Annotated in this window: 7 protein-coding genes; 1 reads left to right on the top strand and 6 read right to left on the bottom strand. The window is 39.5% G+C overall.

Translation table 11 applies throughout. The annotated features are described in order from the left end of the window. Complete coding sequence (locus tag J7E32_RS11820; protein WP_214907470.1) at window positions 1-2,115, top strand: LTA synthase family protein; 2,115 nt, start codon at window positions 1-3, stop codon at window positions 2,113-2,115. Window positions 2,116-2,138: 23 nt separating this feature from the next. Here the strand turns inward: J7E32_RS11820 and J7E32_RS11825 are convergent, their stop codons facing one another. The 6 genes from J7E32_RS11825 to J7E32_RS11850 form a co-directional block, all read right to left on the bottom strand. Continuing rightward, complete coding sequence (locus J7E32_RS11825; RefSeq protein ID WP_353654041.1) at window positions 2,139-3,248, bottom strand: glycosyltransferase; 1,110 nt, start codon at window positions 3,246-3,248, stop codon at window positions 2,139-2,141. An 88-nt stretch (window positions 3,249-3,336) separates the two neighbouring features. Beyond that, window positions 3,337-5,577: a SpoIID/LytB domain-containing protein gene (locus tag J7E32_RS11830; protein WP_214907472.1), complete on the bottom strand. Its 2,241-nt coding sequence runs from the start codon at window positions 5,575-5,577 to the stop codon at window positions 3,337-3,339. A 27-nt stretch (window positions 5,578-5,604) separates the two neighbouring features. Then, window positions 5,605-6,315, bottom strand: a complete 711-nt coding sequence (locus J7E32_RS11835; protein ID WP_214907474.1) for a hypothetical protein — start codon at window positions 6,313-6,315, stop codon at window positions 5,605-5,607. A gap of 61 nt (window positions 6,316-6,376) precedes the next feature. Then, the gene (locus J7E32_RS11840; protein ID WP_214907476.1) at window positions 6,377-8,464 is read right to left on the bottom strand and encodes a cell wall-binding repeat-containing protein; all 2,088 of its coding nucleotides are present in this window, start codon (window positions 8,462-8,464) and stop codon (window positions 6,377-6,379) included. A gap of 224 nt (window positions 8,465-8,688) precedes the next feature. After that, a complete protein-coding gene (locus tag J7E32_RS11845) occupies window positions 8,689-13,281 on the bottom strand; it encodes a cell wall-binding repeat-containing protein (RefSeq protein ID WP_214907478.1) in 4,593 nt (1,530 codons plus the stop codon). A 250-nt stretch (window positions 13,282-13,531) separates the two neighbouring features. After that, window positions 13,532-17,818, bottom strand: coding sequence for a S8 family serine peptidase (locus tag J7E32_RS11850; protein ID WP_214907481.1), 4,287 nt, complete (start codon window positions 17,816-17,818; stop codon window positions 13,532-13,534). Window positions 17,819-17,847 lie beyond the last annotated feature (29 nt).

The raw sequence follows: 17,847 nt of genomic DNA on the forward strand, positions 1-17,847 counted from the left end.
ATGATGGATAAAAAATCAATTTTGTTATGGGTAAAAAGGTTACTCCCATTTATACTTCTCCCATTCTTTTCGTTAGCTTTACTTTTCCTCATGGAGTTTACTCATAGAGGGAGTTTTACCTTAACTGTTAACTGGTTCATAGAGAGAAAGACAGCTGCAATATATACGGTTATTATCTTGACTGCCATTTACTATTTACTGTTGTTATTAAAAAGAAAAATATTTATTGTTTTATTCTCTTTATTCAATATCTTCATATTCACCCTGGCTACAGTAAGTCATATAAAGCAGTCTTTACGTGGGGATCCGCTTCTTCCCATTGATGTAACGCTCCTTTCTGAAAGTATGAATATGTCGGAATCCTTTAATATCATGTCTGGCCGGATTATCATGAGCATCGTTGCAGTTCTGATACTCTTAGCGGTTTCAGGTTTCTTATTATTCTGGTCAATGAAAACCTATAGGTACAATATTTACACAATTGTAATTTCAGTAGCATCTGCTGTCATTTTAGGTTATTTTGTAAACAACCTGGTACAAGATGGCCCTACATCTCTTAATCAGACGTTTAAGTTGGCTTACCTTGACTATGATCAGCGTGAGACATATAAGCATAACGGTTTTACAATAGGGTTCCTACGGAACACTAAATGGCTTACTACTGAGCCGCCTGAAGATTACTCAAAGAATACGATTGAATCATTGGTCACAGAAATTAATTCCGATGAAAAAGCCGAGAGCACAACAAAGCCTAATATCATTTTCATCATGAGTGAAGCTTTCTGGGATCCGACCAGATTAGAAAATCTTTCTTTCAATAAGGATCCAATCCAAAATTTCAGAAGCCTTCAAGACAGTAATGTCGGCGGGAATGTATTAACTCCAGTATTTGGAGGGTCAACAGCAAATACTGAATTTGAAGCTTTGACTAGTATGTCCATGAACTTTTTGCCTACTGGATCAATACCTTATTTATATAACTTAAATAAACCCATTCCTTCTTTACCTTTCGCGTTGAAGGAACAGGGATACGAAACTACAGCCATCCATAGCTTCCATAATTGGTTCTATGGGAGGAACTCTGTATACAAGCAACTAGGATTTGACCGCTTTATCAGCCTTGAATTCATTCCAAACCCAGTTGAAGATATGTATTTCCTAAGGGATAGTGAAATGACCGATTTGATTTTAAATCAGGTAAAAGATAGTGATGAGCCAAATTTCATTTTTGCTGTTTCTATCCAGGGGCATGGTCCATACCCTGCAACCGGGAAGAAACCTTATGCCAATGTAGAGATTGATAAAGAAAAATCATCAGCAAATCTAGAAAGTGATTCAGAAAATATCGTTGAAACATTTGGTGATACCATGAGCGAAGTTGATAAGGAACTTGCTCGGCTAGTACAGGGTTTAGAAGATAATGGTGAAGATTCAGTGGTAGTATTCTTTGGTGACCACTTACCATTGCTAGGCGAAAATTACAAAGCTTATCGGGAAGCTGGTTACTTTGAAGAAAACGGTTCTTTCGAAGAGTATAAAAAAATGTATGAAACTCCTCTTTTAATTTGGGATAATATCTCTGACGAAAAGGAATCAGTTGAGTTAAGTGCACCATTCCTTGGACCTTATGTCCTTAATAAGTACGGATTAAAAGGAAACATAATGACTGATCAGCTGACATCGATGATGGAGAGCGGAACAAGTTATATTCCACGACAGGACTTTATCAAGGAAACTAAAGTTAGTGAAGAGGATCTTAAGAATTACAACCTGCTCCAATATGATATATTGTTTGGTGAAAAATACGGCTACGACCCTAAAAACCTGAAGCCGAATCCTAAATATCGTCTGGGATATGCAGATCCTTATATTGAAAAGGCTGAGGTTAAAAAGATGAATGGGGAGACATATGTAGAGGTACACGGCAAAAATCTAACCAAGCGATCGTCTTTATTTATTGACGATACTGTCATTGAAGCTACGGTTGACCCTAAGACACAAACCATCACGGCCAAAATAAAGGAAGAAGACATAAATAAAAAGGTTCAGATAAGGATTAATGATTCTTTAGACAGAACTCTTGCAACAAGCAATAAAGTTTCTATCTCAAAATAACGAAGAAGAGTGTCGGCTCAAAATCACCGGCACTCTTTTTCATTATAGATTTCCAACAATTTCGAAACAATTCGTTGTTGGTCATGTTCTTCCACTCTTTTTATACCATTTGCCTTGAGGCTTTCCTTTAAATCCTGATTATCGAGAATTAAGGATATCCCTTTAAACAGCGAATCTTCATCCCTCGGTTCCACAAGAACCCCAGATTCATCTGCCAGCAAATACTCTAACCCACCTACCTTTGTACCGACCACAGGTGTTTCGCAAGCCATTGCTTCTAACGCTACTAAACCAAATCCTTCTATATAGGAAGGCAAAATTAAAGCCTCTGCAACATTCATCCAATCAGCAATCTCACTTTGCTTAAGTGCCCCATGATAGAATATAGGAGCTGTGCCTCCTGCCTGATTGACCAGCTCATCAAAAAGTTCTTTATCAGTAAGTCTGCCGATTATATGCAGCGTAATATCGGGGTCTGTTTCCCGGAGTTTCTTATAAGCCTGAAATAATTCATAAACTCCCTTATCCTTTATAAAATTCCCAACGAAGAGTAGAACCTTTTCTTTTTCTTTCACTACTAATTTCTTTCTAAGCTTATCCCTATCATACAAGGGCTTAAAAATCCTTCTATCCACTCCCATTGAAATGAGTGAAAGTTTATCTTCATCGACTTCAAAATCCCTGAGGATATCGTCATATAAACGGTATCCAACAACAATGATATGGTCTGCTTCTGATAAAACTTTCCTTGTTCCCCAGGAAGTAAACTTATTTTTTTTAGCCATTTTATCAATATCTCCGCCGTGGGAAGTCACAACCAGTTTCTTTTTCCAAATCATCTTGTACAGGAGTGCTAACAAGCCCGAGGGAAATATGTAGTGTGCATGTATGACATCATATTTGTATCCATATATAAGGCCCCAGAAGCCCTTAAAGAGCCATTTGAGGTACTTCTGAATAACCTTGAGCTTCCCTCTCCCCGGTTCATTTATTGCAATAACATCAATCGAAAGGCCAGCAGCTTCCAAAGCAGTTACTTGATTCTTAATAAAGATGCCAAAAGTAGGCGCTGCCACGCTAGGATACATATTACTTATTATTAATATCTTTTGTTGTTTCAATTTAACACCCACTAATCACGATTTAGTTCTTAATCATTTTATCACTTTGTATCAATAAAAAATAACCAGCTAAACAGAATCTGTTTAGCTGGCGTTAGGATTAATGTAAGATAGTATTCTCGATTACATTACGTACATCTCTGGAGATTGCACCTTCTCCTCCAAGGTAATGAATTTGAGGGATAAAGGTAATTTCTTCAGCAAGATAGTCTGTCACTTGCTGAGGGACTGAATTCTTTTGAACTAAAATAATTGGTCCATTAAAATTAGCAGCAAGAACAGAACCTGGCAATGCATCGATGAACTCTTCACCTTGTGCAAAGAATACATTGCGTGGATCGATGTTGTATGTCCTTAAGATGTTAATACTAGTTTCATAGCGGTTTTTCCCGCTGACTCTGTCAACATTTGATTGACCAACCAATGCAGCAATGCTGCCTTCTACGCTTTCAGATACTGCTCCTGTTCCTCCGATGATGGTAACTTTTTTAGTACCAGCGTTCACAAGGAAATCTTTAACAGCTGGAGTTAAGACGTCTGACTGTGTATATAGGATTGGTATTTGTTTCTCGCTTGCATAAGGTGCAATTGATAAAGCATCAGGTGAGACAGATGAATCTGATGTAATGAAAACCTGGCTTCCTGCACCAACTTCACTAGCTACATTAATGGCTGTTTCATATCTTCTTTGTCCTGTAATTCTTTCAATGTTAGTAGTATAAGTACGCAATGAAGTTTCCACTTTATTAGAAATCGCCTTTTCTCCACCCAAAATCAATATCTTCCCTGGCTTATATTGATTTAGGAGCTCGTTAACAGAATCAGGCAAGCTATCTGTATTAACTAATAACAATGGGGCGTTATGCTTTTTCGCTAAAACACTTCCTGTCAGAGCATCGATTGGATTATCGCCTCTTCCAATCACAACGGTGTTAGCGTCATTCCATCCATACTTAGAGATATTGACACTCGTTTCGTAGCGGTTTTTACCGCCAATTTCCTGGATCATACTATCAATATAATTATCCTCTACAGCACTAGGGTAATAGAATCCGAGAATCTCTTTGTGGGATTTTTGCTGATCCGCCATTTTTTTAGCTCCGTATTGACTCATGCCGATTCCATGTCCAAAACCGCGGCCCTCATAAGTGAAAATACCATTTTGGTAAGTTATGCGGTCCACTAAGTGGCTCTTGATATATGAACCTCCAAACATCGAACGAATAGTTCCGAAGCTTGCCTTTGGCGCTGCTGCAACAAACCTCTCCAACTCTCCATCCTTCATGCGGAATGGACCATCCACTCCATCTTTCACGAAGAATTCGATTCTGTAACCTCCATACATACGGCGGCCACCGGAGGTTTTTTCTTCACCTAATGTCAACCCAGTAATCTTTGCAATCTTTAAATCCTTATTGGCATATCCATTGGCTTTCAACCAATTTTTCACATAGTTTGTGACAAGTGGGTCTTTTTCTACAACTGTTCTCCACCAAGAGGCAGGCCATGCCATATTAAGAGAGCTTTCATCAATTTGAGTTTCATTGATTTGCAGCTTCCAAGGATTCTGCGGGTCGTATGGATCGTTCTTAGCAGGCAAATATCCTAAAGCAGTTCCTCCCCAAAGGTTGGCGTTTGATTCCGTGATACCACCATTACTTGAACTATACACTGCAGAGATTAATTTTCCACCATACGTTAATACTTCTCCCTTAGTGTGGTTGACAGCAAGAGTAGAATTTTTATAATAATTTTGGTCCTTCCAGATATAACCTGAATAAACCTGATTCGTAACAGTATCCACAATAGTAGAATTAATCTTTGACAAAGCATAAGTTCTAGCGGCTACCGCCTGCGCCTGTAATGCTTCTACATGCCAAGATGCAGGCATTTCACCAGGCACCACACCTTTTAAATAATCTTCCATCGGAAGTCTATTTATTGGTCGTACGTAAGAGCCATTCTCGATTGTAAAAGTAAAATCACCTAGATAATCACGATTATTGATAGATACATAGTTTTCGACACCATATTTCACAGGATTAATAGTAAAACTATTTGTATAAACCTTTACTTTAGTACCGTTTGCATACAAGCTAATTGTAGTTGAATTTTCTACCTTTACCTTGTAGCTATTCCCTTCTATTAAGTGAACATTGCTGCCATTAATAGAATATGTACCATGAATATTCAGGCTTACCTCATTCTTATTGCCGAGATAGTTTATCAATTTAACAGACACCTGATTTGGTGCAGTACTCGCATCAGCAAGGTTTGAGTTTGTTAAAAATACAATCGTCAGGGCCACAGCAAAGAAGAAGATCTTTCTAATGCTAATCACTATCTCACTCTCCATCATCTATTTCTTTTATTTTACTTCGCCTAATACAGATTCAGCGGAGTAGCCATTTTCTCCAGTCAGGCTGTAAGTTTCTTTAACAAGTCCTAGTTCCGGGGCAAAGAAGCGGGTGTAGGTCGTTTTTTCATTCACAACTTCATCAGTCACTTTGCGAACTACTATTACATCCTTCAATTCTCCATAAGGGGTTTTTTCATGTGAACTATTTTCTACCATTTCCCATACAGCTGAATCACCTATGAGCTTTTCTGGGTTCGCCATTTGTTCGAAACCATCCAACAGGCTTTTTTTAGGGTCTTCCAAACTGCGCTCTTCAAAAACTAAAGTAATTTCACTGCCTGTCCATTTATAAATTTGAGTGGTTTGGTTTCCACCTAACTGTACCAGCATTTGGACAAACTGGTCATTAGCTGCAATAACTTCTTCAGTAAAGACGGGATTCCCATTCTCAGTGAATGTTTTCTTAGCCCCTACATTTGGACGATATTCTTTAAGATCGATTCCCATGAATTGATCGAGGTCTTTTTCTTGATCCTCGCTTTCATCCACGTGCTCTTCTTGTACACTTTCTTCCTTATCTTCTGTCTCCTTGTTTTCCGATTCTTCATTTACTATAGGAGAATCTTCCTTTTTAGCCGTTTCTTTTTCATTTGCGTCATCTTTTGCACAACCGGCAAGAAAAATGAGTACTATGGAGAAGATTACGAATGCTTTTCTCATCGTATTACCTGCCTTTAATAAGACTCGGTAAGAACCTTTATCTTACCGAGTCCATGATTTTTTACTTCACTTTATTTACTACAGAATTCACTGCCTCATCAGTTACGACTCCACCAACATTATATATATCGGCAACATTTTTCATTTGTGAAACTTCCATCAAATAAGATTCTACATTGGGATTCACAGAATCTCCGATAAGAATTAATGGTGACTTAGTGCCAATGGATAATGGTGCTGATGCTAAAGCGTCTGGGAAATTCTTCCCTGTTGTAATATTGATTTGAGTCGGGTCAAGGCTATCTTTAAAATGCCAAAGAACCTTTGCGACCGTTTCATAACGATCAGCACCTGCTAGACGAGTAAAATAACTCTTTGGATATGCATTTGCCAGCTGTTTTTGGACATTATCAGAAACAGCCCCAGCTCCTCCGGTAATGACTATCTTTTTGTTGGTCAAGTCAAGGCCCGTTGGCAAAGTAATAGAGTCTTTTTGTGTTAATAGAATTCCCCACTTATTGTCTGCTGCAATAGGTGCTACTGCTAAAGCATCAGGGAAGTTCGCTCCCGAAGCTACAAAGAGTCCATTTACATTACCTAATTTTTGCAAGATTGATTTATTCGTTTCATAACGATTCTTACCTGAAATCCTTTCAACTTCCATCTTCAGGTTACGGATCGATTGTTCAACTTCCGCAGAAATCGCAGCAGTACCACCAACGATGACTACCTTTTTGGTTCCAAGCCTGATTAGTTCCTGTTTAACACTTTCTGTCAGCACATTTCCTCTGCTTAACAAAATCGGTGCTTTATTATAAAGACTTGAGAGCGGGCCAGCTGAAAGTGCGTCTGCAAAGTCATAGCCTGTCGCCAAAATTACCACTTTATCTTTATGGTCCTGAGTGAATCCATTCGGATATAATTTCTTTGATGCCGCAATCGCAGTTTCCAGGCGGTCTTTTCCTGAGACCTTAGAAGCCTTAAGGGTATCGTTTACTACTACACCTGGTGTATTTGTCCATAGGACTTCCTTAGTCATAGAGTTTACTAGTTTGGCATTCGCAACTTTCTTCGCTTCACTCATTGCAAACTCATAATCATAGAAAGAATTTACTAAACTATCATTAACAAAAAGTTGATATTTTTTCTCAAGGAAGTTTGACCAAGTAGTAAATTGGGTATCTTTAGATATAACACGTGTATGTGCGTACCCTTTTGCATAGTTGATCGCTGCCTGTTCACTTGGGAAGTTGCCAAGGTACCCTAAACTTTTGTGATAGACTTCAAATTTACTAGTTGAGTAGACATAGTTCTGAGTATCTTTGTTAAATACTTTGGAAGTATAGCTTAATGTATTAGCATAATTGATCGCATCACTTTCGGTCTTGAACGTCTTGACCGTTTTTCCGCTTTCATTATGTACTTCAAATACTTTATAGTATTCTAATACTGCTTTTGCCATAGCCAGAGCAGCACTAGTTTGGTATGAATTCGTTTTTATTCGACCTTCTTCTTCAGGGTTCGTCATAAAACCAAGTTCTACTAGAATAGCAGGCATCTGAGCATTCCTGATTACATAAAAGCTCTGGTTATTTCGTATCCCTCTATCCAATGTTCCAAGGTTAGAGACCAACTGTGGATGAGTTGCCTGAGCAAATCTTCTGCTTTGTTCCAGGTATCCTAACTGCATTGGATCTGGTGGATAATCTGCCTGATAATAATTTAGGCCATCATAATAATAGGTTTCAATGCCCTTTACATATCTATTAGTTGGGTGAGCATTGTGATGAATGGATACAAACAAACTATTGTCATTATTATTTGCAGCGGCAGCGTTGGCTAAATTCATTCTTAACCTAAAATCTCCTGTTTCACCTTGCAAATAAGGAGCAAATTCCATATCCGTTTCCCGAGTCATTACTACCTTAATTCCATAGTTATTCAGAATTTGTCTAAGTTTAAGGCCAACTGAAAGGTTAACGTTTTCCTCACAAATCCCTGTAGTATTACCTGAAAATCCACAAGTACCAGAGTATTTTCCGCCATGTCCAGGGTCAATAACTACCAACTTTTCCGCGAAACCAGCAGCTGGAAAGATGAATAAGAGCAACAGTAACATGTAGGTTACTCTCCAGCGTTTTACATTCATTTTCATTTCCCTCCAAAAGTTTACATTTTTCTACATTATAGCATCCTAAATTACAAGTATTCTATCAATTTTTGAAAGTTAATTATTACCATTGTGTAACATTTTTATCATAATCGTAAAAAATGTTATTAAAATATAATATAAAAAAAAGAGGCACTCCTAAGAGTACCTCTTTTTCTCTTCACTTAACAGAGTAGATTTTCTCAAATATAAGCTAGAGAATTTTACTCAAATAATTTTTTTACTGCTTTTTCGACTGCTTCATTCACCGAAGCCTTACCACCAAGAATAGTAACTTTCTCTACTTGTTGATCCTTGATATACGTTTCAACACTTGTTCCAAGTGTTTCTCCTACCAACAAGATACCAGTACCTTCTTGTGCAGCCAATGCAGCACCTGCAAGGGCGTCCGCATAATTAGTTCCTGTGGCTACATAATAGTGGTCACTTCCTGGAGCAAAGTGCTCAGCAGCTGCAACAGCAGTTTCATAGCGGTTCTTACCACTTACGCGGTAAGGGTTAGGCAATGTGATTGCTACAGAATCAGATACTACTGCCTTACCTCCAACTACGATTGTTTTCTTTACACCAAGATTGCGAATCGCTTTCTTAGTATCTTCATTCAGCTCATCCGCGCCAGTCAATAAGATTGGCATACCTTTTGCCGCAGCATAAGATGCAACGGACAACGCATCTGGGAAGTTCGCACCATTTGCAACTACAACTTCATTAACTGTTCCAGGAGCAACCGCTGAAGCGACAGCCGCTGCAGTAGCATAACGGTTCTTACCAGACAGTCTCTCTACGGAGTAACCTTTTTCAGTCAATGCTTCAACAACAGCAGCACTGATTGCTTTCTCTCCACCAAGAATGACAACATTCTTAGTTCCTAAACGCTCGAGCTCAGCAACAGTTTCAGCTGGAAGTGATCCAGTAGCTGTCAGTAAAAGTGGAGCGTTATGCTTTTTAGCCAATGGAACACCAGCCAAAGCATCGGCATAGTCATCGCCACGTGCTAGGACAACAGTTTCTGCTGATTCCCAGCCTTTTTTACTGATTTCAGCAGCAGTAACGTATCTGTTTGCACCAGAAACACGGTTTACTCTGCTTTCATCTTCATTGCGGTAAACAGTATAGTTGTGGATTGTTTCATTTCCACCTAAGTCAACCAATTTGAACTGGTAGTTGTTTTGTCCTAGTTCAACAGGCAGGGTTAATTCAACTGTCTTATCAGCTGGTTTCATGATTTCAACAGGACTTGTAAATGGCTGTTCAAACTCATGATTGTCCCCAACATATAATGATAGGTAATTGAAATTATCTTTCAGGTTAAGCGTTACCTTCACTTCTTCGACTGCATTGTCTACAAATTTCGGAGCTGTCACATCAACCACTGGTCCAGTAGTATCAATGAACACCTTCCGGGAGATCGAGAACTCTTTTCCAGAGTGATCTTCCGCAGTGACGATCACATCATAGTAGCCGTCTTTTGTGAACTCTGTTTCAGCAGTGAAGTAGTATCTGCCATTTTCAGCATTTAACGTGAATGGTACTTCTTCACCATTTACAGTCAACTTATTTAAGCTTAAGTCATCCGTTACATAACCAGTGACTGGAACCGTGAAAGAGTTATATACTCCGAAAGGTTCTGGACCAGAAAGATCCAGGTAGATTAAAGGATTTTCTGTATCCCCTAGAGCTGCCTCATCAAAACCAACATTTGAAGCATAGTCAACAGCGGCTACCTCAACAAGAGCCTTTTCAGGAAGATCTGAAAGCTGGACAGAAGTAACATCAGCCTCGGCAACCTGAGCTAATTCTCCATTAACGAATACATAAAAATCATCTACACCTGTACCATTCTCGACAGTTTCCCATGTTACTGTAGATGTTTCCTTGTGGAATACTGCCTTTACTTCTGGTGCTGTATTATCTACGTAGACTGGAATCTTTTTAGATTGCCACTCAGCACCTTCATAGTCTACAACAGTCTTAATCTCGTATTGATATAAACCATCAGGAACAGGTTGAGATTTCACTTTTCCATCCCATGCACGAGCAGGATTAAAGGAGTAAGTGCCATTCCCATTACCAGCATTGAAGTAATTCTTACGCACATCATGTTCTAGTAATACTCTGCGCAAGAATTTCCCATCCTTATCCAGGATGTTAAATTGAGCTTCATCTGCATTCCTCAGGAATGATGGAAGTGGGTAGATATCATCATTCCATCCATCACCGTTTGGAGATACAGGATAGAATCCTTTTTCTGGTACAGGTGCTACGAATTCACCTTCACCATATAACATTTCATTCCAGCCAGTACCCAGCTTATAGAATCGGTCCTCTCCCAATTCAGTAAAGCCGTCTACGATATCCGGACGATCCCATTCACCATAGAAACCTACATATGGAACAGAAAGAGTCGCTTCAAGATTCTCTTCATCTGTTAAAGTGACGAATCCTTCAACAAAAATATCTTGTTTTAAATCATGAGTTACTGCATTTCCGTCTTTATCAAAACCAGGGATCTTAGCATTAGTCAGATCCACTTTTACAGTAAAGTCTTTTGACTCTCCTGCAGGCACGGTAATAGTCTCAGGTGCTTCTACAACAGCTCCCTCCATATCCCCTGCGATAAGCGTATTAAGGTCAGCACTGTTTTGCACTTGAGCAACCATGTCTGTCAAAACATCCGCATCCACTTTATAGGTAACATCTTCGTCAGAAATATTATTCGCCGTCAATTTCATTTCAAAGCTCTTTGAAGTGAAATCTTTCAGTTCAACTTTCGCTTCTCCTGACTGACTATCAACCATGTAAACTGGTGTGTCTACAGCACTAAATGTCTGCATCATACCTGCACCTTGTCTTCTAGGCGAGAAAGGCTGTCCATATTGATCCTCAATGATTTCAGCTGTATTCATCAATAATGCTTTAGCTAGACGCGTACGCTCTCCAGCTGTCAGTTCAGCGAAACGATCGTCTTCCTGAAGGTATTGCTGAACCAGCGCGGAGCCACCAGCTACATGTGGAGCTGCCATAGACGTACCGCTCATTTCACCATATTGGTCGTCATTCAGGGTAGATACAATTTTGCCGCCAGGTGCAGTTATTTCTGGCTTTAAATCAAGACTTGGTGTTGTTCCCCAAGAAGTGAATTCTGTCATTTTACCCATTTCTGGACTTTCTGCTTTATTAGCTTGGCTGAAGTTTAAAGTAGTATGACCTTCTGCAATAGCCTCTTCAAGAGCAAGTCCATCTGCACGGGTGATCTTCATGAAAGGAATCTGCCAGCCACCCTGGTCTTTATAAAAGCTTGTAAGTGTGCTGTTATAAACGATAATACCTGCTGCTCCTGCAGCTGCGGCATTCTTAGTTTTGTCGACAAATGTCAATTCTCCACGCGGCATGACGACAACTTTACCAGAAACATCTACTCCAGCATAATCTTCTGGTTTTCCGAGCTTACCTCCAAGGCTAACTAACTCTATAGGTTGTTCCAATGTAGTCCAATCATCTACGCCATATCCTACACCAGAAAATCCTTCGACACCTTCAACAGTGATATTGTGCTCATATAGATATGCAACATTGCCGGATGCAGCTACTTGGATTGTGTCAGCGTTTAAGCCTGGAGCACCAACTAAACCGATATCCGGGTTTTTAGCATAAGGATTCTTCAACCCTCTTGAGATATGCCCAGAGTTACCCGCAGATACAGAAGCAACGATTCCATTTTCAACCGCTCTCGTAATCGCAAGGTCTTCTGCACTTTCTTCATCATAGAAAGATGCTGTTGAGCCTAAGCTCATGTTGAGCACATCAGCGCCTAGTTTAATAGAATCATCGATTGCTGCCAGATAAATATCAGACCAAGTAGATGGATAATTAGGGTCATTACTGAATACCTTCATGCCCAATACTTGAGCTTCCGGCGCAACACCTTTAATACCACCGTTAGTTTCATCACCATTTGCTGCTACTGTCCCAGCAACGTGCATACCATGCATTGAAGCATCTGGTCCAATATCAAGAATTGTTTCGTTTTGGTCGTAATAGTTATAACCATAAGGGACCTTGTCTGTATAGAATTTTCCCTTCAATGAAAACTCTTCAGCCAGTTCACTTACTTCAGCAGAATCAAGTTCCGCTTTTGACTTATCAGTAACTACAAAATCTTTATGTGACGGATCAACGCCTGAGTCAATGACTGAAACAACCATACCTTCACCCTTAAGTTTTGCATCAGCCCATGTTTGAGCAGATTGGATGAAAGAGTGGCTCGTTGTCATATCAGGTGTTTCTGGCCTGTTATATTCGTTTGCCAAATAGACATTCTTAACTCCAGCAACAGCCTCAATCTTAGAGATATCGCTAAACTGTACTTCTCCGCTGAAACCGTTGAAAGCCGTTGAGAAGGTATGTTTGTAGTTCATGTTCACGCCTTTGGACTTCAACTTATCCTTGACGTTCTTTTGCTGTTTTTCAAGCTTGTTTGTAATTGATAATTTAGTATCTTCAGATAATTCTTTGTATAATTTACCCTGCTTTGTCGCATATTCTACAGGAGTTTGTCCTTCTACTTCTACAATGACTCGCACTTTATCTGTAGCTTTGAAATCTGCTTTATCACGATCTTTTTTGTCCAGCTTTTTTAATTCTTTTTGCTTATAGTCCTGGATTTGCTTTAGCTTGTAATCAAAGTCCTTTTTGGTATAGTCAGCTGCTGATACACTAAATCCAAAGTTAGAAAGCACTAGTGCTGAAGCTAATGCGTAGGAAACTACTTTTTTCTTGTTATTCTTACGACTCACTCATCATTCCTCCATTTAATAGTTTTAAGTTTAATAGGATCATTTTCTATGTATGTCCCCTTAAAATTGATCCACCTCCTTAGTTATTAGATTTTTTTAAACTTTTTAAATATACTATTTTATTTTATATGATAGTCCTTTTGGTAGTCAAACTAATTTACACCTTTTTTCGTATTTTTTACCAGATGTGTAGGTTAAAAGAATCAACTTTTAAAAAAACCCTTCCTATTCGGAAGGGTTCATACATTAATTACTTACTCAATAGATTCTCACTTACAGCTTTTGTTCCCCCATATATATAGAAGCTATCAATACCTGTTGTTTGGATATACCGCTTTGTTTCATCAGCCATTTGATCTGTCTTCACAAGCAGAATAGGCATTTCCATGATTGAAGCAAAGTGGCTTCCGCTCAATCCATCCGGGAAGTTTTCTCCGTTTGCTAAACTAGCAATTTCAACTTGCGGATAAAACTTCTTTGCCACCTCGACAGAAGTCAGATAGCGATTGCTGCCTGATACTCGTGTTAAATCTTTAACGCCCAATGAGGTAATCTTCTTCATCGCTTCTTCTGTAATTGCCTTTTTTCCGCCAATAACAGTGACTTTTTTAATATTATTTTGCTTGATATAATCAGCAATTTCTTGATTCAACCCACTTTTCGAACTATTCAGCAGGACTGGAATCGTTTTCTGTGTAGCATATGGAACTACGCTAAGAACATCCGCAAAGTCCAAACCGGAAGCAACAATGACTTCTTCTGGAGCTTTGGAAGCCTTTTTGGCAATTTCAACCGATGTAGCAGTGCGATTTGCTCCCGCAATTCTGCTAACGGTAAATTCCTTTTTAAACTGTTGTTCTATTTTGTCTGATACTGCTTTTTTCCCTCCAAGAATGACGACTTTCCCACCTGGTTTAAGTAGGCGCTTAGTCTCTTCGAGGGCTTTTTCAAGTACAGTATTATTATCACTGACTAAAATGGTTGTCCCATTAACAACCTTATTTAACACACCTCCTGACAAAGCATCAGGATAGTTATTGCCTGAAGCAATAATTACATGGTCCAATGTATGGTCCGGCAAGCGTTTGGCAAATGCCAGGGAAGTATCAAACCTTGTAGGTCCTGAAATTCGTTCAACAGTATTCTTTGACGGCTTTGTATCCAGGTTCACAATCAATTCATACGGTTCAATACTCGGGTTATCATCAGAACTTGATACGGCAATGTATACTGGTCCTGATTCAGTTAATTGAATTGATTTGAACTCTCCATCTCCCCTGCCGTAATAGTCCCCGCTGGCAAGAAGATTTCCCTTCTTATCATATACAGATAACTCACCATCCATATCAATAGGCACTTCCAAGTGGATATCCGCGGTAGTATTCTTTAAGTTATTCAGAATATACCAATCGATATCCCCTGTCTGTTCTTTATAATTCATGAAGCCTTCTGCCTTCCAGTTTGCTTGGCCGCCCTCTGAAAGTGTTAATGGTTTTGATGGTACATTATTCTCCACGTCTGAATCCGCATCTTCATCATTCGGATTCGCCTCGGATAGTGCTATTACATAACTGGAAAGAGGAACTCTGTTTGCATGCCATGCATAATTGGCAACAACAAGGAAATAGCCTGAACTTTCCTTCCTCTTGAACGACCCGGTCTCAATTTCATTATCCCAGCCTGTATCCAGGGCAATAACACTTTCGTATTCTTCTGGATCAATAATTCCGTTTGCGTTGGCATCTTCTACAATGAATACCATTGGGTCGATTGGCGACTCTTTGTATTCTGCAGGAGGAGTACCTTTGATTCCGTCAGGTTTGACTGTAAAGCCAAAAATACCCTCTTCTCCGCTTTCCACATAATACATGTCAAGGTCACTAGAGAAAGCTAGATTCCCCTCAATCGTTTCACCGGTATACATTGTTGCCTCTGCTTCTGAATCGTTTGGTTCATTTACATCCTCGATTTTTGCTAATCGGCTTGATGTCAATTCGTATGGTTCAAAGGTTGGAGCATAATCCCAGTTGAAAATTGCAAGAGCGTAGGTTTCACCCTGATGTAATCCAGCCTGAATATAACCTTCGATATCCATTCCTAAGTTGGCTTGGACCGACATCCAGCCATAGTTTTCATCGTATTGCATCAGTTCCATGATCGGCTTTACACCATCCTCGGATGCAAGGCCAATTTGATAGATTCCGCTTTCTTCAGGAACAAATTTATATAAGTCTATATCATCTCCGAATTGAATGTATTCTGAAACCTTTTCCCCAATTTGATATGGAGTTGCAAACTCGCTGATGAAGTCGATTTCCTCTTCGAATTCAGGTAGTTCTTCAGAAGGCTCTTCTTCTTTTTTTGTCATTTTTTGCTTTGCATAAGTTTCCAGAGTAATATTTTCTTCAATTAGATCTACTTCTGGTTCTTCCCAGTTAGGGAACCCATCGAGGTCTTCCGGAAGGACTTTTCCTTCTATGGTCAATTTGTATGGAGAGATTGATCCTCTAGCCATATGAAAGTCCATTTCAAAGAATTCCTCATAATAATCAGGAGTATTTGTGACAATTGCAGTGTATTGAAAACCGGGAATTGCCTCAAAAACCACAGTTTCTCCTTCTGAAATAAAATGACTGTTCCCGTAGGTGATTTCGTATTCTTCTCCGGTTTCAGCATCACCCATCAATATTGAAATCCCTGTGTCCACTCCAGCCAAAGCACTTGTTTTTACTCTAATGACCTGTGGTTCTTCTACAGAGAATTTGAAAAAGTCTTGATCCCCTTCTTCTCCATTTAGGTAGTGCCCTTCAGACTCATACGGAAGGCCAGTTACTTGTACAGGATTCTCAGAATCATTCAGTTCATTATCAAGTTCCGTGCTTTTCTCGACTGATAGTGTATAAACCGCATTTTCACTGCCAGTTCCGTTTGTATCATACACGCCGATTAATATTGAACCTTTTTCAAAACTCTCGAATAAATATCCCTCTTCTTTTCCTTCCGCAACATCATTGATTGAATCAATGAAAAATAACTCGTCTTCTCCCTCCGGCAAGAAGGCCAGTTCCATTCCAAAATCAAACAGAGGGTTGCCTTTCAAGTTAAGTTGAAGGAATTCTTCAAGGTCCACATCAGTCTTATACCAAATTGTTTTTCCAGGCTTATTAATCGTCCCCTTAACTTGGCTGTTCGAATTTTGATCGATTGTTATCGCAGTATCCAAAATATCTTCATCTGATAAACCTGTTTCTTCAGGTAGTTTATCATGATCAAAGTTTAATGCCGCCACCGGATTTACCAAGCCACTTCCATACGTTAAGTCATAACCTTGGTTACCCAAATCTTTAGCAGATCTTTCGAGGATTTGTTCTACTTGAAAAGGCGTAAGCGATTCATCCGCTGACTTCAATAACGCAGCTGTTCCTGCTACTACAGGCGACGCCATGGATGTTCCACTTAATTCAGTAAAAGTAGACTTTCCATTGAATCCTGTGCTATAAATACGGTCGCCAGGGGCTACCAGGTCTACTGAAGGACCATATGTGGAGAACTCAGTGATTTTTTCTTTTTTATCCGTTGCACCAACACTTATGACACCGCGATAAGATGCTGGATATGATTTTTCATTTACGCCACTGTTGCCGGCTGCTGCAACAACGGTTATTCCCGCCTCAACAGCTAGATTAACAGCCTCTTCCAATATAGTTGAAGACATCGGACTGCCAAGACTCATATTGATAATTTCTGCTCCACTATCAATAGCATGGAGGATTCCCTCGGCAATTGAATAGTCCGAGGTGAAAGGCGTGCCATTAAAAACATCAATTCCAATGATTTTCGCGTTAGGACTTACGCCCATTCCGCCTACTTCATTGCCTTTTTGGGCAGCGATGATCCCTGCAACATGTGTACCGTGCATATCTGCTACAGGCTTCCTCATTGGATCAATAATATTTGTAGATGATAGTATATTATCCTTCAAATCTGGATGACTTCTATCAATCCCTCCATCTATGACGGCTACTTTCACCTCTCTATCCCCCGCTTTTTGCTGAGCTTTCTCTATTTCAAGCTGAGAAAAATGATACATCTTATCGAGCTTAGGATCGGTTGATCCGAGCTTCTGATAAGCTACACTTTGTTTTATCGATATAACTTTTGAGTTCTTCTTGTATGTCTGAATAACTGACTCAAGTTTAGACTTTGAAGGTAAAGAGATGACATCATATCCAAGTTTCGGTAGTTGTTTCTTTACCGTTACACCAGCTGCTTGATGTTCCTTTAATGATAAAGGAGATGAGTATTGAACAATATACGTATTGTCCTGGTAATTCTTCTCCCCTTGCTTTACATTCATAAAATCAGATTTGGCTTGATCCTGAGGTGCTTGTCTTTGGAGTAAATCTCTCAGGCTCATTTCAGCTTTCTCCTGATAGCTCACCCCTGACTGGGCCAAAGATTGCAATGGGGCACTAACCAATAGTAATGATGCAGCAATTGGTATGACAGCGTTTTTTAACTTCGTTCTTTTCTTCATACTCTCTCCTTCTCCTAACGTATTATCAG

The organism is Bacillus sp. ISL-55, assembly GCF_018613155.1.
In the GTDB taxonomy this organism is placed as follows: Bacteria; Bacillota; Bacilli; order Bacillales; family Cytobacillaceae; genus Mesobacillus.

Excerpts from the sequence above, each read along its gene's own strand:
- J7E32_RS11820 (WP_214907470.1), top strand. The coding sequence starts at position 1 with ATGATGGATAAAAAATCAATTTTGTTATGGGTAAAAAGGTTACTCCCA.
- J7E32_RS11835 (WP_214907474.1), bottom strand. The coding sequence starts at position 6,315 with ATGAGAAAAGCATTCGTAATCTTCTCCATAGTACTCATTTTTCTTGCC.
- J7E32_RS11840 (WP_214907476.1), bottom strand. The coding sequence starts at position 8,464 with ATGAATGTAAAACGCTGGAGAGTAACCTACATGTTACTGTTGCTCTTA.
- J7E32_RS11850 (WP_214907481.1), bottom strand. The coding sequence starts at position 17,818 with ATGAAGAAAAGAACGAAGTTAAAAAACGCTGTCATACCAATTGCTGCA.